The sequence below is a fragment of the Streptomyces olivaceoviridis genome (genome assembly GCF_014650115.1).
GTDB lineage: Bacteria > Actinomycetota > Actinomycetes > Streptomycetales > Streptomycetaceae > Streptomyces > Streptomyces olivaceoviridis.
On sequence record NZ_BMUI01000013.1, the window covers coordinates 94,432 to 115,225 of the forward strand.

Here is a 20,794-nt window from a genome sequence, read left to right on the forward strand (position 1 = left end):
GGCGGCGCGGTCGGGGACAGGCGGGCATGGGGCGGCGCCCGGCGGCGCGGCCCGTCGCGGACCTTGACCGGGGCGAGCATGAGGTTCTGCATCACCGTCAGGTGGGCGAAGAGGTTGAAGGACTGGAAGACCATGCCGACCTCCGCTCGGAGCCGGCTGAGTTCCCGTCCCTCGGCGGGCAGGGGCACTCCGTCGAGGGTGACGGTGCCCACGGTCGCGGACTCCAGCCGGTTGACGCAGCGGCACAGCGTCGACTTGCCGGAGCCGGACGGCCCGGTGATCGCCACCATTTCGCCGGCGGCGACGTCGAGGTCGACGCCGTGCAGCACTTGGGTGGCGCCGTAGTACTTGTCGAGACCCCTGATGCGCACGAGCGGTGGGGCGCCTCGGCCGAGTCGGCTTCGCGGTCCGTGCCGATCTGCACCGTACTGGTACTGGTCACGAGAACTCCTGCGGGAGGGCGGGGAGTGGAGGACGAACGGTTCGCTCCGTGCGTCTAATCGAAGGATCGGTCCGGGCCGTGCCGGACCCGTGTGCTGCGGGGTGCGTCCTCACTTGCTCGGAATCGATCCTGGCAGGAGTCGCACCGCCTCTCACGCCTTCACGGTGGATCAGTGCACTGCGAAATAGCAGCAGTGCCCTGGTGGACTATTGGGCTCTCCTGCTTGATGTGTGGGTCATGCTGAGCTTGTTCTCCCCGGCGTGACGAACTGTTCGAACTAGCCGACGCGCTGTTGTGCGTCCGCGGGCCGGTCACCTCGCCGGTGGACCTCACGATGGTGCCCGAGCACCGGCGTGGGCACGGCGCGTTGTACGGAGCTCTCAACCGGGGCCGGATCGACGTCGAGAGGCTGCGGACCTTGCTCGCCGGGCTGCCGTTGCCCCGGTTCGAGGGCGGCCACCTGGTGCTGGCGGTCGACGTGTCGCCGTGGCTGCGCTCGGACGTGCCGTGCTCGGCAGACCGGCTGTTCTGCCACGTCTACGGCCGGGCGAAGTCCGCCTCCCAGTTCATCCCGGGCTGGCCGTACTCCTTCGTCGCCGTCCTCGAACCGGGAGCCACCTCGTGGACATCGATCCTGGACGTGGTCCGGCTGGGACCCGGAGATGATGCGACCGCCGTCACCGCCGCCCAACTCCGAGCGGTGGCCGAGCCGCTCATCTCAGCCGGCCAGTGGACACCCGGCGACCCGGACATCACGATCGTCATGGACGCGGGTTACGACGTCACCCGCCTGGCCTGGGTTCTGCGGAATCTTCCTGTCGAGTTGGTCGGGCGAATCCGCAGCGACCGGGTGATGCGGCTGCCGAAGCCCTCGCCCAAGGAGTACGCCCTGGCCTATCCCCAGGGCGGCCGGCAGCCGAAGCACGGCAAGGAGTTCCGCTTCGCCAAACCCGAGACCTGGCCCGAGGCGGCGATCACCACCGTCACCGACACCACCAACTACGGCAAGGCCGAAGCCCAGGCGTGGGACCGAGTCCACCCGAGGCTGACCCACCGCTCGGCCTGGCTGGAGCACGACGGTGAACTCCCCGTCGTCGAGGGCACCTTGGGAGGCACCGCCGGTATGGCTGTGGTCCTCTAGGACCGACGCCGCCCCGGCAGACGTGGACCTGTGGTGGCAGGTGTTCCTCAGAAACCGTTGCTCTATCGATCTTGGTGAGCGTGAGTTCGAAATCGTCGACTCGGTCGGGTGATCTTCTGGCTGTCCGGGCATGAGAGCGGGGCCTCCCGCACAGCTCGTGGGTGTCGAATCCAACCGAGCAATAGGAGGCCCCTGGTGCTGCATTCTTCCGTGCCGGCGCTGATGTCGTCCAACTCGGCGTACCTGTCGTGTGATTGTCTCGCTCACCGGTTCGGGAACGCCGGGGATCGGCCGTACAGGCGACCGAGGTATCCGTCCGACATGAGCGACGCGGAGTGGGCGGTCGTAGGTGACGCAATGCCGGTCCCCGGCTGGTTGGAGGGCCGCGGTGGGCAGCCGGAGAGCTATTGCCACCGGCAGATGGTCGACGCGGTGCGCTACCTGGTCGCGGGCGGCATCACCTGGCGGGCGATGCCCGCGGACTTCCCCGCGTGGGATCGCGCCTACGCCTTCTTCCGGCGCTGGCGGGACGAGGGCCTGGCCGCCGAGTTCCACGACCGGCTGCGTGACCGGGTCCGCATGGCTGCGGGCCGGGATCCGGAGCCGACGGCGGCCGTCATCGACGCTCGGTCGGTGAGGGAAGCCGCGTCGGTGCCGGCCGCGACCAGGGGCTTCGACGGCGGAAAGAAGGTCAACGGCCGCAAGCGGCACATCGTGGTGGACACCCTCGGACTGTTGCTGGCCGTGATGGTGACCGCGGCCTCGGTCACCGACCGGGATGCGGGGCAGACCCTGCTGGTCCGGCTGCGTGAGCGGCACTGGCGCGTCACGCGGGTGTGGGCCGACGGAGGCCATACCGGGCGCCTGGTCGACTTCGCCCGCGGTGTCCTGCACGTCGCGCTGACGGTGGTCAGACGCAGCGACGACACCAGCGGCTTCACCGTGTTGCCGAAGAGGTGGCTGGTGGAGCGCACGTTCGCGTGGCTGATGCACTCACGCCGACTGGCCCGCGACTGCGAGACACGCACCGACACCTCGGAGGCGGTGATCCGGTGGTCGATGAGCATGGTCATGAGCCGCCGGCTCGTGCGACGGGCACGCTGAACAGCCCCGGGCTTTCCTGCGCCAGCCAGCCCCGTGCGGCCAGGCGCTTCGCTTTCGACCGCACCCCTTCCACCTTCGCCGGGACCGGCTCCAGCCCGACAATCGCCGCGAGTTGCCGGCAGTCCATCGCCTCCCCGTGCGTCCCGGTCCCACCGGCCAGGACGTCCATGATCCGCTGGTAGCCCGGCGCGAGAACCGTCGGGGCGAGTCCTTCCTGCCAGTGCGGCACCACCGAACCGGGCACCGCCGCCGTGACCCGTACTGGCCGTTCGCGGGCCACCACGACTGGCGGGACGGACTCACCACCGCGAAGCTCCGCCAGAACCTCGCCCACCGTCTCACGGGCGATCACGAACCGCTCCCACACGGCCTCGGCCTCCCGCAGCTCGGCCTGAGGAGCCTCCTCCACCCGCTGCCGAGCGGCGCGCTCACGCTCCTCCAGCAACCCCATCACCGACGACATCCCGGCACCTCCACCGAACAGACGACACGACACCTCGTCCCTGCCGCCGAAACACCGCACCTACACCTGACCAGCGGAGAGGCACCCGTCACTCTCGGAAAGACAACAGCTTCTGAGCGCCGCCGATCTGACCTGCGCTCGCACAAGCCCCCTCCGGCTCGGTCGGCGGGATCCGCAGGGCTGCGTCCTTGGATCCCCGCGGCCGGCCCATCTCGTCGATCGGGCACTCGACGACCCGCCCGGTCATCCGATGCATCTCGGCCTTATTGCCGCAGTTCCAGGAACAGTTGTGAGGTATCTGTGACCAGCGAGGAGTAAAAGGCCCTCTGACCTGGGCTTTGACCTGATCACTAGAATTCGGTCCATCATAACGTCACGTACATCCTGTACATTTTTTACAGGAGCCGAGCCCATCGGGGCCTCGTCATGAGGAGGGGTACGTCCATGTCCCGACCGTCCGCCCGTCATGTCCTGCCCGAGTTCACCGAGCGCACCGGGAGCGCAGTACGCACCCTCGATCCGTACGCGAAGCTCTTCGAGGACCGGATCGTCTTCCTCGGCACGCCGGTCGACACCGCGGCGGCGAACGACGTGACGGCCCAGCTCATGTACCTGGAGCACGCGGCGCCGGACCGGGACATCACGCTGTACGTCAACTCGCCGGGCGGCTCGTTCGACGCCATGGCGGCGATCTACGACGTGATGCAGTACGTCGGCTGCGACGTGGCGACCTACTGCCTGGGCCAGGCCTCCGCCTCGGCCGCGGTGCTGCTCGCGGCCGGCACCCCGGGCAAGAGGTTCACCCTGCCCGGCGCCCGCATGGTGATCGAGCAGCCCGCGCTGCCCGAGCCGGTGCGCGGACAGCCCAGCGACCTGCTCATCCAGGCGGAGGAGTTGACCCGGATCCGCGCGACGCTCGCGGAGATGCTCGCGCGGCACACGGGGCGCACGGCCGGGCAGGTCCACGAGGACCTGGAGCGTGACCTGATCCTGGACGCCGCCGGGGCGGTCGCCTACGGTCTCGTGGACGGCATCGTGCCGAGCCGCCGGGACACGCCCGGCGCACCGGACGCGAGGTGAGCCGCCCATGCTGCCGGACCTCCCACCACTGCCCGCGCTGACCCGCGCCGAGGGTGAGTTGATCGACCGTTACCTGGAGGCCGTCGACCTGCTGGGTCGCATCAACCCGGCCCGGCCCGGGGACACCTACCGCGGGCTGCGCGCGGCCCAGGCCCTGGTGCGCAAGGCGGCAGAGCTGCGGGACGCGCTCGCGCTGATGCACCAACGGGGCGAGACGGAGCTGCACGGGGACACGCTGGCACGGGCGTTGCGGGTGCTGGACGGTGAGCGCCGGGCCGCTCGCGTCGCGCTCCCGCCGGACGGCGTCGGCTGACGCGGACGCTCCGCCGGCTCGGCGGGCCCGCGCGTCGACACGCGTCGTTCGGGCGGGACTTGAAACGGCCCGAACGACGTACCGCCGACCGGTGTACATCCAGATCGTTTTCCGGGCCCGCCGAGTTGCGCCAAGCGCCACGACATGAGCCGCCGGGAGGCGCTTCGCCCCAGGTCGGCGGCTACGTCCGGGATCTGACGGACGCTCGAACAGAGCAGTGTCCACCCGAACGGGTGAGTGGTGAGTAACGCCACAAATCCCCGATTGCGTTGGGATTTTCCGACAGTTGTGAGCCAAGATCCGTGTCTGACGACAAGCCCCCGCCACCGCGGCGGGGCGATCCGGGCGGACGCCGAGTCCTGCCGCCGCCCGGATGACCGGTCGACGGAGTGGATCGGCAGGAGTGGAGGACCCGAGCAAGACGGGTCGCCGGAACAGATGTTCGTCCGTACGACACGGACGGTCGTCGGCTCCGGGCAACCCTTGGGGTGAAGCCGTGGCAACGCGGCCGGGCAACTTCGCCAGCCCGAATCCGACAGGTCATCCTTCACAGGCGGCTGACGAAGGGTTGCGCATGACTGCGCTCAATCGTGTCCCGTCGCTGATGGCCCGGGCCGGCACGGCCTCGGCTCTGACCCTCGCCGCCGTGGGCGGCTCGATCGCGGTGCCCGGTCTCGCCACCGACGCCTCCGCCGCGACCATGGCGACGAAGGCGCTCAAGGTCGCGGCCTCGAAGAAGGGTGCCCCCTACGCGTGGGGAGCCACCGGGCCGCGCCGGTTCGACTGCTCGGGGCTGACGCTCTACTCGTACAAGAAGGTCGGCAAGAAGCTGCCGCGCACCGCCGCCCAGCAGTACAACAAGACGCACCACATCTCCTCCAGGAGCCGCAAGGCGGGCGACCTGGTCTTCTTCCACTCAGGTTCGTACGTCTACCACGTCGGCATCTACGCCGGTCACGGCAAGATCTGGCACGCCCCGAAGACCGGGGACGTGGTGAAGCTGGAGAGGATCTGGACGAGGAGCGTCTGGTACGGCCGGGTCAGCTGACCCGCCCCCGGGCCAGGAGCGGCTCCAGCAGCAGGGCCGCTCCCAGCGCCGCTCCGACGCCCGCCCGCGACCCTTCGCGGGCGGTCCGGGGCCGACACGGACGGGCGGTCCCGGACCGCGCCTCCCTCCGGCGTCCGAGCGTGCCCCCGAAGCGCCCTCGGGACGCGAAGCCCGAACTGGAGCGGGCCCGGCACGAACGGGCCTGGCCGACCGGGCTCACCCGGACGTGACGGCTCGGCACCTTCCCGGCCGCCGTCGGCATCTGCTGCCGCCCGCGCTGAGCGCGGTCCGCCGGGCGCATCCCGGTGTACGCGTCTCGCCCATGGACTACGACCGGCCGGCCCGGGGCACCGCGGTGGCGGCCGGGCCGGGGCCGACCCAGGTGCAGGAACCGGTCCTGGTGACCGCCCGCCCCGGGGCACGCGTTCGCCGAACCTCGTCCCGGCTTCCGCCTGGTGGAGCTCTCCGGGCAGCCGCTGATCAGTGTGGCGCCGTACCCTCCGACCCGGCGGGAGATCGGGGCCCCGCTCGCCGAGGCGGGGGCCACACCGGCGCCGCTGGTGCCGGCGGTGTCCGCCGGCTGCCCCGCGCCCAGCCACCGTAGCGCGCCGGGTGCACCGCTCGCCCCCTCCGAGCCCATCTGACAACGCCTCCGCCCTGCCCGGGGGCTACGGCTCCTGCTGGCCCGCCGGTACCGGCGCCGTCGGGAGCGTCCAGGGGAGTTCGATGGAGACCGTCTTGCCGCCCTCCCGCGTGGGGCGGATGCGGAGTCTGCCGCCGCACTCGGCGGTGAGCCAGCGGATGATGACCATGCCGCGGCCGTTGTCCTGCTGGACGGCGGCGGGCAGTCTCTTCGGGAAGCGGGGATGGCTGTCCGTGACGCCGATGCGCAGGTGTTCGTCATGGTGCAGCGCGATGTCGACCGTGAAGGTGGGTGACTGGCCGAAGGTGTGCTGTACGGCGTTCGTGGCGAGTTCGGAGACGATGAGCCGCACGGTGTCGGCGACGTCGGTGTCGGACGGCAGGCCCCACTCCGCCAGGGTGCCCACGACGTAGGAGCGGGCGGCCGAGACCGAGGCCGGATCGCTCGGCAGAGTGACGGATGCTTCCAGGTGGTCTGCCATGGCGACGTCGTCCCTTTCCCACGGGGCCGTGGTCCGACATGTGGCGGAGGGTTCGAGTACGGTCCCGGACTGGTGCTTGTTCGCCAGACTGCCACCAACGGGCGGTCACGGGGAGCGATCCACCAGGATATGCATATATCTGTCGCTCGAAGCGGTGAACTCTGCGACGCGAAACCGTATGTGGGCGGCCCGGAAGGAGTAAGGAGGAGCCCATGCAGAACGGTCCGGCAGTGCGCCGCCGCAAACTGGGCGCCGAACTGCGCATGCTGCGTACCGGTGCGGGGCTCACGAGCGGTGAGGCCGCCCGGCTGGTCGGCTGGCACCAGTCGAAGGTGAGCCGCATCGAGACCGGCGCCAGCGGTGTGAAACCGGCCGACCTGCGGTTACTGCTCGACGCCTATCAGGTGCGGGACGCGCATCTGCGCGAGTTGCTGCTGATGCTGGCGGGGTCGGAGGACGCGGGCGGCCGGCACGGCTGGTGGCACGCCTACCGCGGGGTGCTGCCGCCCACCTACCGCGACTTCATCAGCCTGGAGTCGCAGGCGAGCGCGATGCGCACCCTGGAGACGACCGTGGTGCCGGGGCTGCTCCAGACGCCGGAGTACGCCCGCGCGGTGACCCGGGCCGCCGTGAAGGACCTGGACGAGGACCGCCTGGACACCCTGGTGGAGGTGCGTCTGGCGCGGCAGGACGTGCTGCGTTCCGATCCGCCGCTGGTGCTGAGCGCCGTACTGGACGAGGCGGTGCTGCGCCGGGAGGTCGGCGGTCCGAAGGTGATGGCCCGGCAACTGGAACGGCTGATGGAGGCGGCCCGGCTGCCGCAGGTACGGCTCCAGGTGCTGCCGTTCGCGGCGGGGGCGCATGTCGGACTCACCGGGCCTTTCGTTATCTTCTCCTTTCCGAGCACTTCTGATCTGGACGTGGTTGTTCTCGACCAGTTGACGAGTAGCCTCTACCTGGAGCGGAAAGAAGACCTCATGGCCTACTCCGAGGCCTTCAACACCCTTCAGTTCCACGCCCTTTCCCCCGAGGAATCGTTGGACTACATCGCCGGGATAGGTGACGGCGCGTAAGGAGGCACCATGTCAGCTCTGCCTCGGAACGTCCCTGCCAGTACCGACCTGCACGCCGTGCGCTGGCTGCGCAGCAGCTACAGCACGGGCGCGAACAACTGCGTGGAGACGGCCCGGCCGCGCTCCGGCCCCGCGGCCGGACTGCTCGCCGTGCGCGACTCGAAGAACCCCGCCGGACCCGCGCTGCTCTTCTCCGCCGGCAGCTGGGCGGAGTTCGTCACCACACTCTGATCAGAGGTCGCCTTCCCCTGACCAGACCCCCTCACCCGTTCATCACCCTCGTGCGACACACGACCGTGTACGCCGACTCATGGTCGCGTTTCGCCGATGACTCGTACAGCGCGTTCGATCTCCGCCCCGGAGAGGTCCGCCCGGGCGGTCAGCCTCAGCCGTGAGATGCCGTCGGGCACGGAGGGAGGACGGAAACAGCCCACGGCCAGGCCTGCCGTACGGCAGTCGGCCGCCCAGCGCACCGCCCGCTCCGGGGACGGAGCCCGCACGGAGACCACCGCGGCGTCCGGACGCACCGCTTCCAGACCCGAGGCGGTCAGCCGTGCGTACAGTTCCGCGGCCACCTCACGGGCCCGCGCCGCCCGTTCGGGTGCACGCTCCAGCAGCCGCAGCGCGGCCAGCGCGGCACCGGCCGCCGCCGGCGCCAGGCCGGTGTCGAAGATGAACGTCCGTGCCGCGTTGACCAGGTGGTCGATCACCCGGGCCGGGCCGAGCACCACCCCGCCCTGGCTGCCCAGCGACTTGGACAGGGTGGCCGTGACGACCACGTCCTCGGCGCCCGCGAGCCCGGCCGCGTACGGCGCGCCCCGGCCGCCGTCGCCCAGCACGCCGAGCCCGTGCGCGTCGTCCACCACCAGTCCCGCGCCGTGCTCCCGGCACGCCTCGGCCAGCGCCGTCAGCGGTGCGCGGTCCCCGTCGACGGAGAACACCGTGTCGGAGACGACGATCGCGGCTCCCGTGTGCGCGGCCAGGACCTTGCGCACGGCCTCCGGATCGGCGTGCCCGACGACCTGTGTCCCGCCCCGGGCGAGCCGGCAGCCGTCGATGAGGGAGGCGTGGTTGCCCGCGTCGGACACGATCAGCGAGCCGTGCGGGCCGAGCGCGGTGACCGCGGCGAGGTTGGCGGCGTACCCGGAGGAGAACACCAGGGCCGCCTCGAACCCGCAGAACGCGGCCAGCGCCCGCTCCAGTTCGGTGTGCAGGGCGGTGGTGCCGGTGACCAGCCGGGAGCCGGTGGAGCCGCCGCCCCAGGTCCGGGCGGCCTCGGCCGCTCCCTCGACGACCTCCGGATGGCGGGTCAGACCCAGGTAGTCGTTGCTCGCCAGATCCAGCAGCGGCGTGTCGGCGGGACGGGGACGCAGGGTGCGGACGAGTCCGGCGCGGCGGCGCGTCCGGGCCTCCTCGTCGATCCAGCCGAACGCCATGGATCCTCCGGTGCTTTTGTAGGTAGCGGACAGACCCTAGCGGTACGACCAGCCGCCCAGGGTGTGGCAATACCCACACGGTGAACCTGCTCCGTTGTGTGAAGTCTCCTTGGCCCGGGGCGGTCCCGTAGGACAGGATCAGGCCTCATGGACCTGCTGAACACGCTGGTGGACAAGGGGCTTCGGCGCGAGCTGCCGACCCGTGAGGAAGCGCTCGCCGTGCTGGGCACCTCCGATGACGACCTGCTCGACGTGGTGGCCGCGGCCGGCAAGGTGCGCCGGCAGTGGTTCGGGCGCCGGGTGAAACTCAACTATCTGGTGAACCTCAAGTCGGGCCTGTGCCCGGAGGACTGCTCGTACTGCTCCCAGCGGCTCGGTTCCAAGGCCGACATCCTGAAGTACACCTGGCTCAAGCCGGACGAGGCCTCGCAGGCCGCCGCGGCGGGCCTCGCGGGCGGCGCCAAGCGGGTCTGCCTGGTGGCCAGCGGACGCGGCCCGACGGACCGGGACGTGGACCGGGTCTCGGACACCATCAAGGCCATCAAGGAGCAGAACGAGGGCGTCGAGGTGTGCGCCTGCCTGGGCCTGCTCTCCGACGGCCAGGCCGAACGGCTGCGCGAGGCCGGTGCGGACGCGTACAACCACAACCTCAACACCTCGGAGTCCACGTACGGGGACATCACCACCACCCACACGTACGCCGATCGGGTGGACACGGTGCAGAAGGCGCACGCGGCCGGTCTGTCCGCCTGCTCGGGCCTGATCGCGGGCATGGGCGAGAGCGACGAGGACCTGGTCGACGTGGTGTTCTCGCTGCGTGAGCTGGACCCGGACTCGGTCCCGGTGAACTTCCTGATCCCGTTCGAGGGCACCCCGCTGGCCAAGGAGTGGAACCTCACCCCGCAGCGCTGCCTGCGGATCCTCGCGATGGTCCGGTTCGTCTGCCCGGACGTGGAGGTCCGGATCGCGGGCGGCCGTGAGGTCCACCTGCGCACGATGCAGCCGCTGGCACTGCACCTGGCCAACTCCATCTTCCTCGGCGACTACCTGACCAGCGAGGGCCAGGCCGGCAAGGCCGACCTGGAGATGATCGCGGACGCCGGGTTCGAGGTGGAGGGCGCCGACCAGGTGACGCTGCCGGAGCACCGGTCGCAGATCGGGGGCTGCGGGGACACCGGGGGCTGCCACGAGGGCGGCGGTGTCCGCGGGTCGGCGCCGGCGGTGGCGGGCGAGCCGCGGACCGACCTGGTCGCGGTCCGCCGCCGGGGCGCCGGGACGGACCTCGCGCCCAATGCCTGAGCTCGGCGTGCCGGAGCTGCTGGAACTGGACCGGCGGCACGTGTGGCATCCGTACGGCCCGATGCCCGGGCGCGCGGAACCGCTCGTCGTGGAGGCGGCGAGCGGGGTCCGGCTGCGGCTGGCGGACGGGGCCGGCGAACTGGTCGACGGCATGTCGTCGTGGTGGTCGGCCATCCACGGCTACCGCCACCCGGTCCTCGACGAGGCCGTGCGCGAGCAGCTCGGGCGGATGAGCCATGTCATGTTCGGCGGGCTCACGCACGAGCCCGCCGTCCGGCTCGCGAAGCTCCTTGTCGACATGTCGCCTGACGGTCTGGAGCACGTCTTCCTGGCCGACTCGGGGTCCGTGTCGGTCGAGGTCGCGGTGAAGATGTGCCTCCAATACTGGCGCTCGCTCGGCCGTCCGGGCAAGCAGCGGCTCCTGACCTGGCGCGGCGGCTACCACGGCGACACCTGGAACCCGATGTCCGTGTGCGACCCCGAGGGCGGGATGCACCAGTTGTGGACCGGCGTGCTGCCCCGCCAGGTGTTCGCGGACGCGCCGCCCGCCGGGTACGAGGAGGCGTACGCGGACCAGCTGCGGGAGCTGATCGCGCGGCACGCCGACGAGCTGGCCGCGGTGATCGTGGAGCCGGTGGTGCAGGGGGCGGGCGGGATGCGGTTCCACTCCCCCGCCTATCTGCGGGTGCTGCGCGAGGCGTGCGACGCGCACGACGTGCTGCTGGTGTTCGACGAGATCGCCACCGGCTTCGGCCGCACCGGCGCGCTGTTCGCGGCGGACCACGCGTCCGTCAGCCCGGACGTGATGTGCGTGGGCAAGGCGCTGACCGGCGGCTATCTGACGATGGCGGCCACCCTGTGCACCTCACGGGTCGCCGACGGCATCTCGCGGGGCGAGGTGCCGGTGCTCGCCCACGGGCCGACGTTCATGGGCAACCCGCTGGCCGCGGCCGTGGCCAGCGCCTCCATCGAGCTGCTGCGGGGACAGGACTGGCTCGCGGAGGTCAAGCGGATCGAGACGGGCCTGCGGGAGGGCCTGGCGCCCGCGCTCGACGTGCCCGGGGTGCGGGACGTCCGCGTCCTCGGCGCGATCGGGGTCGTCCAGCTCGACCACGCGGTGGACATGAAGGCCGCGACCGACGCCGCCGTACGGGCGGGCGTGTGGCTGCGCCCGTTCCGCGACCTGATCTATACGATGCCGCCGTACGTCACCTCGGACGAGGACGTGGCACGGATCGCGCGTGCGGTGTGCTCCGCCGCGCGGGAGGGATGACATGCCGGTACTGGTGATCACGGGGACGGGCACGGAGATCGGCAAGACCGTCACCACCGCCGCCGTCGCCGCCGCGGCGCTCGCGGCCGGACGCTCGGTGGCCGTGCTGAAGGCCGCCCAGACGGGCGTGGGGCCGGACGAGCGTGGGGACGCCGACGAGGTCGGGCGCCTCGCCGGCCCGGTCACGACCGATGAACTCGCCCGATTTACCGAGCCGTTGGCGCCGGGTACGGCTGCCCGGCGGGCCGGGATGGCGCCGGTGCGTCCGCACGAGGTGGCCGAGCGGGCCGCCAAGCTGGCCACCGAGCACGATCTGGTGCTGGTCGAGGGAGCGGGCGGGCTGCTCGTCCGGTTCGACGCGGCCGGCGGCACGCTGGCCGACGCGGCCAGGCTGCTGGGGGCGCCGGTGCTGGTCGTCGCGCAGGCCGGGCTCGGCACGCTCAACGTGACGGAGCTGACGGCACGTGAACTACGGCGGCGGGGCCTGGAGCCGGCCGGTGTGGTGATCGGCAGCTGGCCCGCCACGCCCGATCTCGCCACCCGCTGCAACGTCGCCGACCTGCCGGAGGTCGCCGCCGCTCCCCTGCTCGGCGCGCTGCCCGCCGGCGCCGGTGCCCTGCCCCCCGCCGAGTTCCGCACGGCGGCCCCGACCTGGCTGTCCCCCCGCCTGCACGGCACATGGGACGCGGAGGCGTTCCGGGTGCGCGAGGCACCGTAGCGGTACCGGGTCGTCGGCGGCGGTGCCCAGGTGACCCGGCCGGCTCACCGGCAGCGCCGAAGGGGTGACAGGAACGACTCAACCGCCGCCCCCCTCCCCAGCAACGGGCAGCCGTGCCGGGCGGGCTTCCCCGCGTACGGCCTGGGGTAGCCGACCCGGTGCCCGGCCGGGCGTGCCGCAGGCTGCTCCGTGGGGGTGCGCCGGGGTGGGCCGGGGGACACTCTTCCCAGGGGCGTGCTGTCCAGGGAGGTTGCCATGCGGCTGCTGTCCACCCGTTCCGGCCAGGTGGCGCGGGGTCCCGTCCACCATCCGCTGTTCGCCCGCTCCTACGCCCGGATCAGCGTCGCCGCCGAGTCCCGGCTCGGCATGGCCGCGATGCGGGAACGGCTGCTCACCGGGCTGGCCGGGCGGGTGATCGAGATCGGCGCGGGCAACGGGCTGAACTTCCGGCACTACCCCGGCACCGTCGCGGAGGTCGTCGCGATCGAACCGGAACCCCTGCTCAGGCAGATGGCACTGGAGTCCGCGCTGCGCGCCGAGGTGCCGGTCGACGTGGTGCCGGGAGCGGCGGAGGCCCTGCCGGTCAAGAGCGAGGCGTTCGACGCGGCCGTACTGTCGCTGGTCCTGTGCAGCGTGCGGGATGTCGCGCGGACGCTCGGCGAGGTACGACGGGTGCTCCGGCCCGGCGGCGAGGTGCGGTTCTTCGAGCACGGGCGGGGCGGCGGCCGGCTGATGACGGTGACCCAGCAGGCCCTGGACCGCACCCTCTGGCCGGTGCTGAACGGCGGCTGTCATCTCTCCCGGGAGCCGGTCGCCGCGCTGCGCGCCGCGGGATTCCGCCTCGGCCCGCACCGACGGGTACTGCTGCCGGAGAAGGGCCCCGCGCTGCCGACCTCCTACTGCGCGCTCGGCGTCGCCTGGCGGCCGGACGAGCCGGAGGCCCGCTGATCACAGGCTCCAGCCGCGCAGCTCCCGCGCGATGTCGTCGACGCTCGCGGAGCCGTCCTTGACCAGCCGTGCCAGGTCCCGGACCTGCTCGGGTGTGGTGGCGATCTTCTCGCCGCTGGCGACCAGATAGGCGTAGGCGACCGCCGAGGCGAACAGTGCGTTGGCCCGTTCCAGCGCGGGGACGTGGATCAGCAGCTGGAGCAGGGAGGCGGCGCGGGCGTGCGGGGTGTCGTACACGGGCACGCCGAATATCTCGGCCCGGTGCCGGGCGACGGCGGCGACCAGGGCGCCCCAGTCGGTGACCTGCGGATCCCCCGGGGTCTTCTGTTCGGCGAGCATGAGCAGCCAGGCGAGGTCGATGCTGAGATCGTTCAAGGGATCAGCGGCGGCCTTCACCGGCGTCGGTGCCGCGGGTCTCGGTGAACTCCTCGGCGAACACGGACTCGTACTGCTTCATGAAGTCGGCGGCTGCCTCGACGAAGGTGCGGCCCGCCTCGCCGGTGTCCTGTCTGACCAGCTCCTCGATGTAGCGGTTGACGCTCATGCCGCGGGCCAGGGCGCGCTCGCGGGCGGCACGGGCGGTGCCCTCGTCCACGCGCACGTTCAGCTGGGTCTTCGCCATGCCTCGACGCTAGCGCCGGAACGCTAGCGGCGGCAAGGGCGCACGGAAGCACGGCGCCGGGCACGGGGGTGTTCCCGGTCGGTGCGGGCCGGGGTCGGACATGATGGAAGCGACTCAAGTCAGCGCTGCCCGAGGAGAGTTCATGACGCGTCCGTTCCGCTTCGGAGTCAACCTGCTCGCCTCCGCGCCCGCCGACGAGTGGCGCGCCAAGTGCCGCCGCGCCGAGGAGCTGGGGTACGACGTGATCCTCGTCCCGGACCACCTCGGCATGGTCGCGCCGTTCCCGGCGCTGGTCGCGGCGGCACAGGCGACCGAACGGCCGCGGCTCGGCACGTTCGTGCTCAACGCGGGCTTCTGGAACCCGGCACTGCTGGCCCGGGAGGTGGCGACCACCGACGCGCTGACCGGCGGCCGGCTCGAACTCGGCCTCGGCACCGGATACGTACAGGCGGAGCACGAGGCGGCCGGGCTGCCGTACGGCTCCCCGCGCGAGCGGGTGGACCACCTGGAGCGCACGGTGGCGGAGCTGGGGCGGCTGCTCGGTTCCGCGGAACACGAGCCGCGGCCCGTGCAGTGCCGGGTGCCGGTGCTGATCGGTGCCAACGGAGACCGGATGCTGCGCCTGACCGCCGCCCACGCGGACATCGCGGCCTTCACCGGGGCCCGGCCGGGCAGGACGCCCGGCACGCTGGATCCGCTGGGTGCCGAGGAACTGGACGAGCGGGTGGCCCGCTACCGCGCGCTGGCGGCGGACCGGGCGGCGCCCGCCGAGCTGAACCTGCTGGTCCAGGCCGTGGCCGTCACCGACGACCCCGAGCCGGTGCTGGGGCCGCTGCTGGAGCGGCGGCCCGACCTGACCGTGGACCAGGTGCTGGCGCTGCCCCTCGTGCTGGTCGGCCCCCTTCAGGAGGTCGTGGCGAAGGCGCGGGCCCAGCGGGAGCGGTTCGGGTTCTCGTACCTGACCGTGCTGGAGCCCTTCATGGAGGCGTTCGCGCCGGTGATGGAACGGCTGCGCGCGGAGTCCGCATGACGGAATCCGGGGCGGCGCGCGGACGGTCCCGATCATGATGAGCGCATGACTGATCTGCGTCTGCGCACCGCCGGGTCCGACGATCTCGACGCCGTCCTCGCGTTCTGGAGGACGGCCGCCGAGGGCGCCAGCATCAGCGACGACCGCGCCGGGGTGGAGCGGCTGACCGACCGCGACCCGGAGGCCCTGATCCTCGCCGAACAGGACGGCGAGCTGGTCGGCACGGTGATCGCCGGCTTCGACGGCTGGCGGTGCCATCTGTACCGGCTCGCGGTGCACCCGGAGCGGCGGCGGCAGGGCATCGCCTCTGCGCTGCTGGCCGCCGCCGAGGAGCGGTTCGTACGGCTCGGGGGGCGGCGCGCGGACGCGATGGTGCTGGTCCGCAACGCGACCGCGCACCACGCCTGGGGTGCGGCCGGGTACGGGCCTGAGGAGCACTGGCGGCGCTGGGTGAAGCCGCTCACGGACTGAGATCGAAAAGCTTCTTTGCTCATCCTTTACGCTTGAGGGAGCACTCGGCCCTCTATGAAAGGTTGTGAGCGTCCGCCCATGGGCGAGCCTCCCAGTCCGCGATACCGCGCGTTCTCCCGAACCCTGTCCGATCCTGGGACGGGGGTGACCCGATGACCGAAGTGCTCCTCCTTCTGGTGGCGATCCTGCTGTCGCTGGCCTGCGGCGCCTTCGTGGCGGCGGAGTTCTCGCTGACCACGGTGGAACGCGGCGAGCTGGAGCGGGCCGCCGCGCGTGGCGAGCGGGGCGCCGCCGGCGCCCTGAAGGCCGTACGGAACCTGACCTTCCAGCTGTCCGGCGCGCAGCTCGGCATCACCGTCACCAACCTGGTGGTCGGCATGCTCGCCGAGCCGTCGATCGCCAAACTGCTCGCCGGGCCGTTCCAGGCGGCGGGTCTGTCACGGACCACGGCGAGCTCGGCCGCGCTGGTCCTGGGCACGGCCCTGTCGACGGTGGTCCTGATGGTCGTCGGCGAGCTGGTGCCCAAGAACTGGGCGATCTCCTCGCCCCTGACCATGGCCAGGCGGGTCGGCAACGCCCAGCGCCTGTTCAGCGCCGCCTTCCGTCCCTTCATCACCCACCTGAACAACACCGCCAACCGCTTCGTGCGCCGGCTCGGCATCGAGCCCGCTGAAGAGCTGGCCTCCGCGCGCGGGCCGCAGGAGCTGGCCGCCCTCGCCCGGCACTCCGCCAAGGAGGGCGCCCTGGAGGCGGACACCGCCGAGCTGTTCGTCCGGACGCTGAACCTGGCCGACCTCACCGCCGAGAACGTGATGACCCCGCGCGTCCAGGTCGTCGCCCTGGACACCCAGGCGACCTGCGAGGACGTGGCCAACGCCACCCGGGCGACCGGCCTGAGCCGGTTCCCGGTCTACCGGGGCAACCTGGACTCGGTCGTCGGCACCGCCCACATCAAGGACGTGCTGGCCGTCCCCGCCGACCAGCGGCGCCACCGCACCGTCGCCCAGGTGATGCGCGAGCCGCTGCTGGTGCCCGAGTCCCTGACCGTCGACCGGCTGCTGGACCGGCTCGGCGGCAGGCGCACCATGGCCGTCGTCATCGACGAGTACGGCGGTACGGCCGGGGTCGCCACCCTGGAGGACATCGTGGAGGAGGTCGTCGGCGAGGTGCGGGACGAGCACGACCCGCACGAGACGCCCGACCTCGCCCCCGCCGGCGCGGACGAGCGGGGCCGGGCCCTGTACGCGGCGGACGGCGCCGCCCGCACCGACCAGCTCGCGCGCGTGGGACTGCGCGTGCCCGAGGGCCCGTACGAGACCCTGGCCGGACTGGTCGCCACCGAGCTGGGCCGGATACCCGCCGCCGGGGACAGCGTCGAGGTGGCCGGCTGGCTGCTGGACGTCGTCGACGCCTCGGGCCGCCGGGCCGCCCGCGTGCTGATGCACGCGCCGCTGGACGACGAACGCCCCGTCGGACCCGACCGGACCGATCGCACCAGGGGACGCCGGACCGAGGAGCGCCGCGGGACCGGAGGGAACCGCGGGAACGAAGGACGCCGTGGGACCGACGGGCACCGCGGAACGCGGGAGGGGACGCGATGACCGCCGTACAGTTGCTGATCGGTCTGACGACCCTCGTCGTCAACGCCTTCTTCGTCGGCGCCGAGTTCGCGCTGATCTCCGTGCGCCGCTCGCAGATCGAGCCGCTGGCCCAGGAGGGCGACCGGCGCGCGCGGAGCGTGCTGTGGGGTCTGGAGCACGTGTCCGCGCTGCTGGCCGCCGCCCAGCTCGGCATCACGCTGTGCACGCTGGTCCTGGGCGTGGTCGCCGAGCCGGCCATCGCGCATCTGCTGGAACCGGTGTTCCACGCGGTGGGCGTGCCCACGAGCGCGGGTCACGCGGTGTCCTTCGTGATCGCGCTGAGCCTCGCGACCTATCTGCACATGCTGCTGGGCGAGATGGTGCCCAAGAACATCGCGCTCGCCGAACCGGTGCGCAGCGCGCTGCTGCTCGGCCCGCCGCTGGTCGCGCTGTCCCGGGCGCTGCGTCCGGTGATCTTCGCGATCAACGCCTTCGCGAACGGGCTGCTGAAACTGCTGCGCGTGGAGGCGAAGGACGAGGTCGCGGCGACCTTCACGGACGCCGAGCTGGCCGAGATCGTCAAGGACGCCAGCGAGGCCGGCCTGATCGACGACCGGGCGCAGGAGCGGTTGCACGACGCGCTGGAGCTGGGCAGCCGGCCGGTGCGCGACGTGGTCGTACCGCTGCAACGCGTCGTCTACGCGCGCGTGGGCGTCACGCCGGAGCAGTTGGAGCGGCTGTCGGCCGAGTCGGGGTTCTCCCGCTTCCCGGTGGTCGACACCGGCCGCCGGATCGTGGGCTACCTGCACGTCAAGGACGCGCTGGACGCCTCGCCGCGGGACCTGCCGTTCCGCCTGGGCGACATGCGGCCCATCGCCCGCGTCCGCGAGAGCACCCCGCTGGACGACGTCCTCACCGCGATGCGCGGCAGCCGCACCCACCTGGCAGCCGTCCTGGGCGAGGACGGCCGGCTGGCGGGCCTGGTGACGATGGAGGACGTGCTCCGACAACTGTTCGGCCAGCCGGTGCAGGGGTGAGGGGGCGCTGACGCGGGACGGCCGCGGTGGCCCGGGGCGCGCCGGTGCCGCGGCTGCCCGAGGCTGCTGGGCCGTACGGGCGGGGCGAGCCGACCGACCGGCAGGTATTGGCCTCGGGATACCATCTCTGTCGCCATGCAGACGAACCCCACACCTCCGCCGTACACCAGCCTCGTCGCGGTCGGCGACTCCTTCACCGAGGGCATGTCGGATCTGCTGCCCGACGGCTCCTACCGCGGCTGGGCCGACGTGCTCGCCGCGCGGTTGTCCGCCCGCACGCCCGGGTTCCGGTACGCCAACCTGGCCGTGCGCGGGAAGCTGATCGGGCAGATCGTCGACGAGCAGGTGCCGGTGGCCGCGGCCATGAACGCCGACGTCATCACCCTGGTCGGCGGGCTGAACGACACCCTGCGCCCCAAGTGCGACATGGGCCGGGTCCGGGGCCTGCTCACCGAGGCCGTGGAGCGGCTCGCGCCGTCCTGCAAGCAGTTGGTGCTGATGCGCAGCCCCGGCCGCCAGGGCCCGGTGCTGGAGCGGTTCCGGCCGCGCATGGAGGAGCTGTTCGCCTGCGTGGACGAGCTGGCCGACAAGCACGGCGCCCTGGTGGTCGACCTGTACGGGGCGCCCGCGCTGGCCGACCCGCGGCTGTGGGACGTGGACCGGCTGCATCTGACGGCGGAGGGACACCGCCGGGTCGCCGAGGCGGTGTGGCAGACGCTCGGGTACGACGCCGAGGACACCGAGTGGCACGTGCCGATGGCGGCGACGGCCCCGCCGGGCTGGGTCACGCGCCGGGCCGCGGACGTCCGGTTCGCCCGGCAGCACCTGCTGCCGTGGATAGGCCGGCGCCTGACCGGCCGCTCCTCGGGCGACGGCCTCCCGCCGAAGCGGGCGGAGCTGCTGCCGTACGAGGGCCAGGCGTAGCCTCCCCGGCATGACCTCGCGTGTCATCGGTGTCCGGGGCCGGATCCACACGTTCGGTCCCCGGCCGGAACACGCGCCCGCCGGCGCGGTCCACGTCGGCCGCTCCCGGGAGAGGAAGCGGGCCGGCGCCGACGAGGTGACCGGGGTCTCGTAGCTTCCGCCGAACCCACCCATGGCGCTGGCCTGCACGAACCGCCAGTAGACTCTGGACACGTGACTTCTGCGCCCGCCAAGCCCCGCATCCCGAACGTCCTCGCCGGACGCTACGCCTCCGCCGAGCTCGCCACGCTCTGGTCCCCCGAGCAGAAGGTGAAGCTGGAGCGTCAGCTCTGGCTCGCCGTGCTGCGGGCCCAGAAGGACCTCGGCATCGAGGTGCCCGACGAGGCGATCGCCGACTACGAGCGCGTGCTCGACACCGTCGACCTGGCCTCGATCGCCGAGCGCGAGAAGGTCACCCGGCACGATGTGAAGGCGCGGATCGAGGAGTTCAACGACCTCGCCGGGCACGAGCACGTGCACAAGGGCATGACCTCCCGCGACCTCACGGAGAACGTCGAGCAGCTCCAGATCCGGCTCTCGCTGGAGCTGATGCGCGACCGTACGGTGGCCGTGCTGGCGCGCCTCGGCAAGCTCGCGGGCGAGTACGCCGAGCTGGTCATGGCCGGCCGCTCGCACAACGTGGCCGCGCAGGCCACCACCCTCGGCAAGCGGTTCGCGACCGCCGCCGACGAGCTGCTCGTCGCCCACGGCCGGGTGGAGGAGCTGCTGGCCCGCTACCCGCTGCGCGGCATCAAGGGCCCGGTCGGCACCGCGCAGGACATGCTGGACCTGCTGGGCGGGGACGCGGCGAAGCTGGCCGAGCTGGAGAACCGGATCGCACGGCACCTGGGCTTCTCGCAGGCGTTCACCTCCGTCGGCCAGGTCTACCCGCGCTCGCTGGACTACGAGGTCGTCACCGCGCTGGTGCAGCTGGCGGCGGGGCCCTCCTCGCTGGCCAAGACGATCCGGCTGATGGCCGGGCACGAGCTGGTCACCGAGGGCTTCAAGCCGGGCCAGGTCGGTTCCTCGGCGATGCCGCACAAGATGAACACCCGCTCCTGCGAGCGTGTCAACGGCCTCATGGTCGTCCTGCGCGGCTACGCCTCGATGACCGGGGAGCTGGCGGGCGACCAGTGGAACGAGGGCGACGTGTCCTGCTCGGTGGTGCGCCGCGTCGCGCTGCCGGACGCCTTCTTCGCCCTGGACGGCCTGCTGGAGACCTTCCTGACCGTCCTCGACGAGTTCGGCGCCTTCCCGGCCGTCATCGCCCGTGAGCTGGACCGCTACCTGCCGTTCCTGGCCACCACCAAGGTGCTCATGGGCGCCGTGCGGGCCGGGGTCGGCCGTGAGGTCGCGCACGAGGCGATCAAGGAGAACGCCGTGGCCACCGCACTCGCGATGCGCGAGCAGGGCGCCGAGCGCAACGACCTGCTCGACAAGCTCGCCGCCGACGAGCGGCTGCCGCTCGACCGCGCGCAGCTGGCCGCGCTGATGGCCGACAAGCTCTCCTTCACCGGCGCCGCCGCCGACCAGGTCGGTGTGGTCCTCGGCCGGATCGAGGAGATCGTCAAGCAGCACCCGGAGGCCGCCGGCTACACCCCCGGAGCGATCCTCTGACCGGCGCACCCC

General features: G+C 72.1%; 22 protein-coding genes and 2 pseudogenes. 18 read left to right on the top strand and 6 right to left on the bottom strand.

The features are described from left to right. Nucleotides 1-20: 20 nt before the first annotated feature. Nucleotides 21-371: pseudogene (locus IE273_RS24155) on the bottom strand (ATP-binding cassette domain-containing protein); the annotation flags it as partial. Between the two features lie 339 nt (nucleotides 372-710). Between IE273_RS24155 and IE273_RS24160 the strand changes: the two are divergent. Beyond that, nucleotides 711-1,635: pseudogene (locus IE273_RS24160) on the top strand (transposase); the annotation flags it as partial. Nucleotides 1,636-1,904: 269 nt separating this feature from the next. Beyond that, the gene (locus IE273_RS24165) at nucleotides 1,905-2,687 is read left to right on the top strand and encodes an IS5 family transposase (protein ID WP_189817266.1); all 783 of its coding nucleotides are present in this window, start codon (nucleotides 1,905-1,907) and stop codon (nucleotides 2,685-2,687) included. Here the strand turns inward: IE273_RS24165 and IE273_RS24170 are convergent. Next, entirely contained in the window at nucleotides 2,653-3,150 is a 498-nt protein-coding gene (locus tag IE273_RS24170; RefSeq protein WP_189817267.1) for a hypothetical protein, read from the bottom strand. The genes IE273_RS24165 and IE273_RS24170 overlap by 35 nt on opposite strands. Nucleotides 3,151-3,594: 444 nt before the next feature. On the opposite strand from IE273_RS24170, the gene IE273_RS24175 reads away from it, so the two are divergent. The 3 genes from IE273_RS24175 (at nucleotide 3,595) to IE273_RS24185 (ending at nucleotide 5,591) form a co-directional block, all read left to right on the top strand. Continuing rightward, nucleotides 3,595-4,230, top strand: a complete 636-nt coding sequence (locus IE273_RS24175) for an ATP-dependent Clp protease proteolytic subunit (protein WP_189817268.1) — start codon at nucleotides 3,595-3,597, stop codon at nucleotides 4,228-4,230. Between the two features lie 7 nt (nucleotides 4,231-4,237). Then, nucleotides 4,238-4,543, top strand: a complete 306-nt coding sequence (locus IE273_RS24180) for a hypothetical protein (RefSeq protein WP_014671287.1) — start codon at nucleotides 4,238-4,240, stop codon at nucleotides 4,541-4,543. A gap of 574 nt (nucleotides 4,544-5,117) precedes the next feature. Continuing rightward, the gene (locus IE273_RS24185) at nucleotides 5,118-5,591 is read left to right on the top strand and encodes a C40 family peptidase (RefSeq protein WP_189817269.1); all 474 of its coding nucleotides are present in this window, start codon (nucleotides 5,118-5,120) and stop codon (nucleotides 5,589-5,591) included. A 668-nt stretch (nucleotides 5,592-6,259) separates the two neighbouring features. On the opposite strand, the gene IE273_RS24190 is transcribed toward IE273_RS24185, so the two are convergent. Then, nucleotides 6,260-6,715: an ATP-binding protein gene (locus IE273_RS24190; protein WP_189817270.1), complete on the bottom strand. Its 456-nt coding sequence runs from the start codon at nucleotides 6,713-6,715 to the stop codon at nucleotides 6,260-6,262. Between the two features lie 212 nt (nucleotides 6,716-6,927). Between IE273_RS24190 and IE273_RS24195 the strand changes: the two genes are divergently transcribed. Continuing rightward, on the top strand, nucleotides 6,928-7,788 hold the full coding sequence (locus tag IE273_RS24195; protein WP_189817271.1) for a helix-turn-helix domain-containing protein: 861 nt from the start codon (nucleotides 6,928-6,930) through the stop codon (nucleotides 7,786-7,788). A gap of 9 nt (nucleotides 7,789-7,797) precedes the next feature. Next, nucleotides 7,798-8,019 (top strand): DUF397 domain-containing protein, encoded by a 222-nt coding sequence (locus IE273_RS24200; RefSeq protein ID WP_189817272.1) that lies wholly within the window; start codon nucleotides 7,798-7,800, stop codon nucleotides 8,017-8,019. A gap of 77 nt (nucleotides 8,020-8,096) precedes the next feature. Here IE273_RS24200 and IE273_RS24205 read toward each other — a convergent pair whose 3' ends face one another. Then, the gene (locus IE273_RS24205) at nucleotides 8,097-9,224 is read right to left on the bottom strand and encodes an 8-amino-7-oxononanoate synthase (RefSeq protein ID WP_189817273.1); all 1,128 of its coding nucleotides are present in this window, start codon (nucleotides 9,222-9,224) and stop codon (nucleotides 8,097-8,099) included. 147 nt (nucleotides 9,225-9,371) lie between these two features. On the opposite strand from IE273_RS24205, the gene bioB reads away from it, so the two are divergent. The 4 genes from bioB (at nucleotide 9,372) to IE273_RS24225 (ending at nucleotide 13,462) form a co-directional block, all read left to right on the top strand. Beyond that, the gene (gene bioB, locus IE273_RS24210) at nucleotides 9,372-10,523 is read left to right on the top strand and encodes a biotin synthase BioB (protein ID WP_189817274.1); all 1,152 of its coding nucleotides are present in this window, start codon (nucleotides 9,372-9,374) and stop codon (nucleotides 10,521-10,523) included. Continuing rightward, nucleotides 10,516-11,796, top strand: a complete 1,281-nt coding sequence (locus tag IE273_RS24215; protein ID WP_189817275.1) for an adenosylmethionine--8-amino-7-oxononanoate transaminase — start codon at nucleotides 10,516-10,518, stop codon at nucleotides 11,794-11,796. The genes bioB and IE273_RS24215 overlap by 8 nt, the downstream gene beginning before the upstream one ends. A gap of 1 nt (nucleotide 11,797) precedes the next feature. After that, the gene (gene bioD, locus IE273_RS24220) at nucleotides 11,798-12,514 is read left to right on the top strand and encodes a dethiobiotin synthase (protein ID WP_189817276.1); all 717 of its coding nucleotides are present in this window, start codon (nucleotides 11,798-11,800) and stop codon (nucleotides 12,512-12,514) included. Nucleotides 12,515-12,769: 255 nt separating this feature from the next. Continuing rightward, nucleotides 12,770-13,462 carry a class I SAM-dependent methyltransferase gene (locus tag IE273_RS24225; RefSeq protein WP_189817277.1) on the top strand — a complete coding sequence of 231 codons (693 nt, stop codon included), beginning with the start codon at nucleotides 12,770-12,772 and terminating at the stop codon, nucleotides 13,460-13,462. Here IE273_RS24225 and IE273_RS24230 read toward each other — a convergent pair whose 3' ends face one another. Further along, entirely contained in the window at nucleotides 13,463-13,837 is a 375-nt protein-coding gene (locus IE273_RS24230) for a fic family toxin-antitoxin system, toxin component (RefSeq protein ID WP_189817278.1), read from the bottom strand. Nucleotides 13,838-13,841: 4 nt separating this feature from the next. Then, nucleotides 13,842-14,084 carry a toxin-antitoxin system HicB family antitoxin gene (locus IE273_RS24235; RefSeq protein ID WP_189817279.1) on the bottom strand — a complete coding sequence of 81 codons (243 nt, stop codon included), beginning with the start codon at nucleotides 14,082-14,084 and terminating at the stop codon, nucleotides 13,842-13,844. Between the two features lie 142 nt (nucleotides 14,085-14,226). Here IE273_RS24235 and IE273_RS24240 point away from each other — a divergent pair, with 142 nt between their 5' ends. From IE273_RS24240 to purB, 7 genes are all read left to right on the top strand, one after another. Further along, nucleotides 14,227-15,114, top strand: a complete 888-nt coding sequence (locus IE273_RS24240; protein ID WP_189817280.1) for an LLM class F420-dependent oxidoreductase — start codon at nucleotides 14,227-14,229, stop codon at nucleotides 15,112-15,114. A 45-nt stretch (nucleotides 15,115-15,159) separates the two neighbouring features. Beyond that, a complete protein-coding gene (locus tag IE273_RS24245) occupies nucleotides 15,160-15,585 on the top strand; it encodes a GNAT family N-acetyltransferase (RefSeq protein WP_189817281.1) in 426 nt (141 codons plus the stop codon). Between the two features lie 152 nt (nucleotides 15,586-15,737). Next, nucleotides 15,738-17,186 carry a hemolysin family protein gene (locus IE273_RS24250; protein ID WP_189817282.1) on the top strand — a complete coding sequence of 483 codons (1,449 nt, stop codon included), beginning with the start codon at nucleotides 15,738-15,740 and terminating at the stop codon, nucleotides 17,184-17,186. Continuing rightward, the gene (locus IE273_RS24255; RefSeq protein ID WP_189817283.1) at nucleotides 17,183-18,202 is read left to right on the top strand and encodes a hemolysin family protein; all 1,020 of its coding nucleotides are present in this window, start codon (nucleotides 17,183-17,185) and stop codon (nucleotides 18,200-18,202) included. The genes IE273_RS24250 and IE273_RS24255 overlap by 4 nt, the downstream gene beginning before the upstream one ends. Before the next feature lie 135 nt (nucleotides 18,203-18,337). Further along, complete coding sequence (locus IE273_RS24260; RefSeq protein WP_189817284.1) at nucleotides 18,338-19,126, top strand: SGNH/GDSL hydrolase family protein; 789 nt, start codon at nucleotides 18,338-18,340, stop codon at nucleotides 19,124-19,126. Nucleotides 19,127-19,136: 10 nt separating this feature from the next. Continuing rightward, nucleotides 19,137-19,280: a hypothetical protein gene (locus tag IE273_RS24265; RefSeq protein ID WP_189817285.1), complete on the top strand. Its 144-nt coding sequence runs from the start codon at nucleotides 19,137-19,139 to the stop codon at nucleotides 19,278-19,280. A 59-nt stretch (nucleotides 19,281-19,339) separates the two neighbouring features. Then, nucleotides 19,340-20,782, top strand: coding sequence for an adenylosuccinate lyase (gene purB / locus IE273_RS24270; protein WP_189817286.1), 1,443 nt, complete (start codon nucleotides 19,340-19,342; stop codon nucleotides 20,780-20,782). Nucleotides 20,783-20,794: the final 12 nt, after the last annotated feature.

Excerpts from the sequence above, each read along its gene's own strand:
- IE273_RS24225 (WP_189817277.1), top strand. The coding sequence starts at position 12,770 with ATGCGGCTGCTGTCCACCCGTTCCGGCCAGGTGGCGCGGGGTCCCGTC.
- IE273_RS24185 (WP_189817269.1), top strand. The coding sequence starts at position 5,118 with ATGACTGCGCTCAATCGTGTCCCGTCGCTGATGGCCCGGGCCGGCACG.
- IE273_RS24165 (WP_189817266.1), top strand. The coding sequence starts at position 1,905 with ATGAGCGACGCGGAGTGGGCGGTCGTAGGTGACGCAATGCCGGTCCCC.
- IE273_RS24205 (WP_189817273.1), bottom strand. The coding sequence starts at position 9,224 with ATGGCGTTCGGCTGGATCGACGAGGAGGCCCGGACGCGCCGCCGCGCC.
- IE273_RS24190 (WP_189817270.1), bottom strand. The coding sequence starts at position 6,715 with ATGGCAGACCACCTGGAAGCATCCGTCACTCTGCCGAGCGATCCGGCC.
- IE273_RS24215 (WP_189817275.1), top strand. The coding sequence starts at position 10,516 with ATGCCTGAGCTCGGCGTGCCGGAGCTGCTGGAACTGGACCGGCGGCAC.
- IE273_RS24255 (WP_189817283.1), top strand. The coding sequence starts at position 17,183 with ATGACCGCCGTACAGTTGCTGATCGGTCTGACGACCCTCGTCGTCAAC.
- IE273_RS24245 (WP_189817281.1), top strand. The coding sequence starts at position 15,160 with ATGACTGATCTGCGTCTGCGCACCGCCGGGTCCGACGATCTCGACGCC.
- IE273_RS24250 (WP_189817282.1), top strand. The coding sequence starts at position 15,738 with ATGACCGAAGTGCTCCTCCTTCTGGTGGCGATCCTGCTGTCGCTGGCC.
- IE273_RS24260 (WP_189817284.1), top strand. The coding sequence starts at position 18,338 with ATGCAGACGAACCCCACACCTCCGCCGTACACCAGCCTCGTCGCGGTC.
- IE273_RS24195 (WP_189817271.1), top strand. The coding sequence starts at position 6,928 with ATGCAGAACGGTCCGGCAGTGCGCCGCCGCAAACTGGGCGCCGAACTG.
- IE273_RS24265 (WP_189817285.1), top strand. The coding sequence starts at position 19,137 with ATGACCTCGCGTGTCATCGGTGTCCGGGGCCGGATCCACACGTTCGGT.
- IE273_RS24200 (WP_189817272.1), top strand. The coding sequence starts at position 7,798 with ATGTCAGCTCTGCCTCGGAACGTCCCTGCCAGTACCGACCTGCACGCC.
- IE273_RS24235 (WP_189817279.1), bottom strand. The coding sequence starts at position 14,084 with ATGGCGAAGACCCAGCTGAACGTGCGCGTGGACGAGGGCACCGCCCGT.
- IE273_RS24180 (WP_014671287.1), top strand. The coding sequence starts at position 4,238 with ATGCTGCCGGACCTCCCACCACTGCCCGCGCTGACCCGCGCCGAGGGT.
- IE273_RS24175 (WP_189817268.1), top strand. The coding sequence starts at position 3,595 with ATGTCCCGACCGTCCGCCCGTCATGTCCTGCCCGAGTTCACCGAGCGC.
- IE273_RS24240 (WP_189817280.1), top strand. The coding sequence starts at position 14,227 with ATGACGCGTCCGTTCCGCTTCGGAGTCAACCTGCTCGCCTCCGCGCCC.
- bioB (WP_189817274.1), top strand. The coding sequence starts at position 9,372 with ATGGACCTGCTGAACACGCTGGTGGACAAGGGGCTTCGGCGCGAGCTG.
- IE273_RS24170 (WP_189817267.1), bottom strand. The coding sequence starts at position 3,150 with ATGTCGTCGGTGATGGGGTTGCTGGAGGAGCGTGAGCGCGCCGCTCGG.
- bioD (WP_189817276.1), top strand. The coding sequence starts at position 11,798 with ATGCCGGTACTGGTGATCACGGGGACGGGCACGGAGATCGGCAAGACC.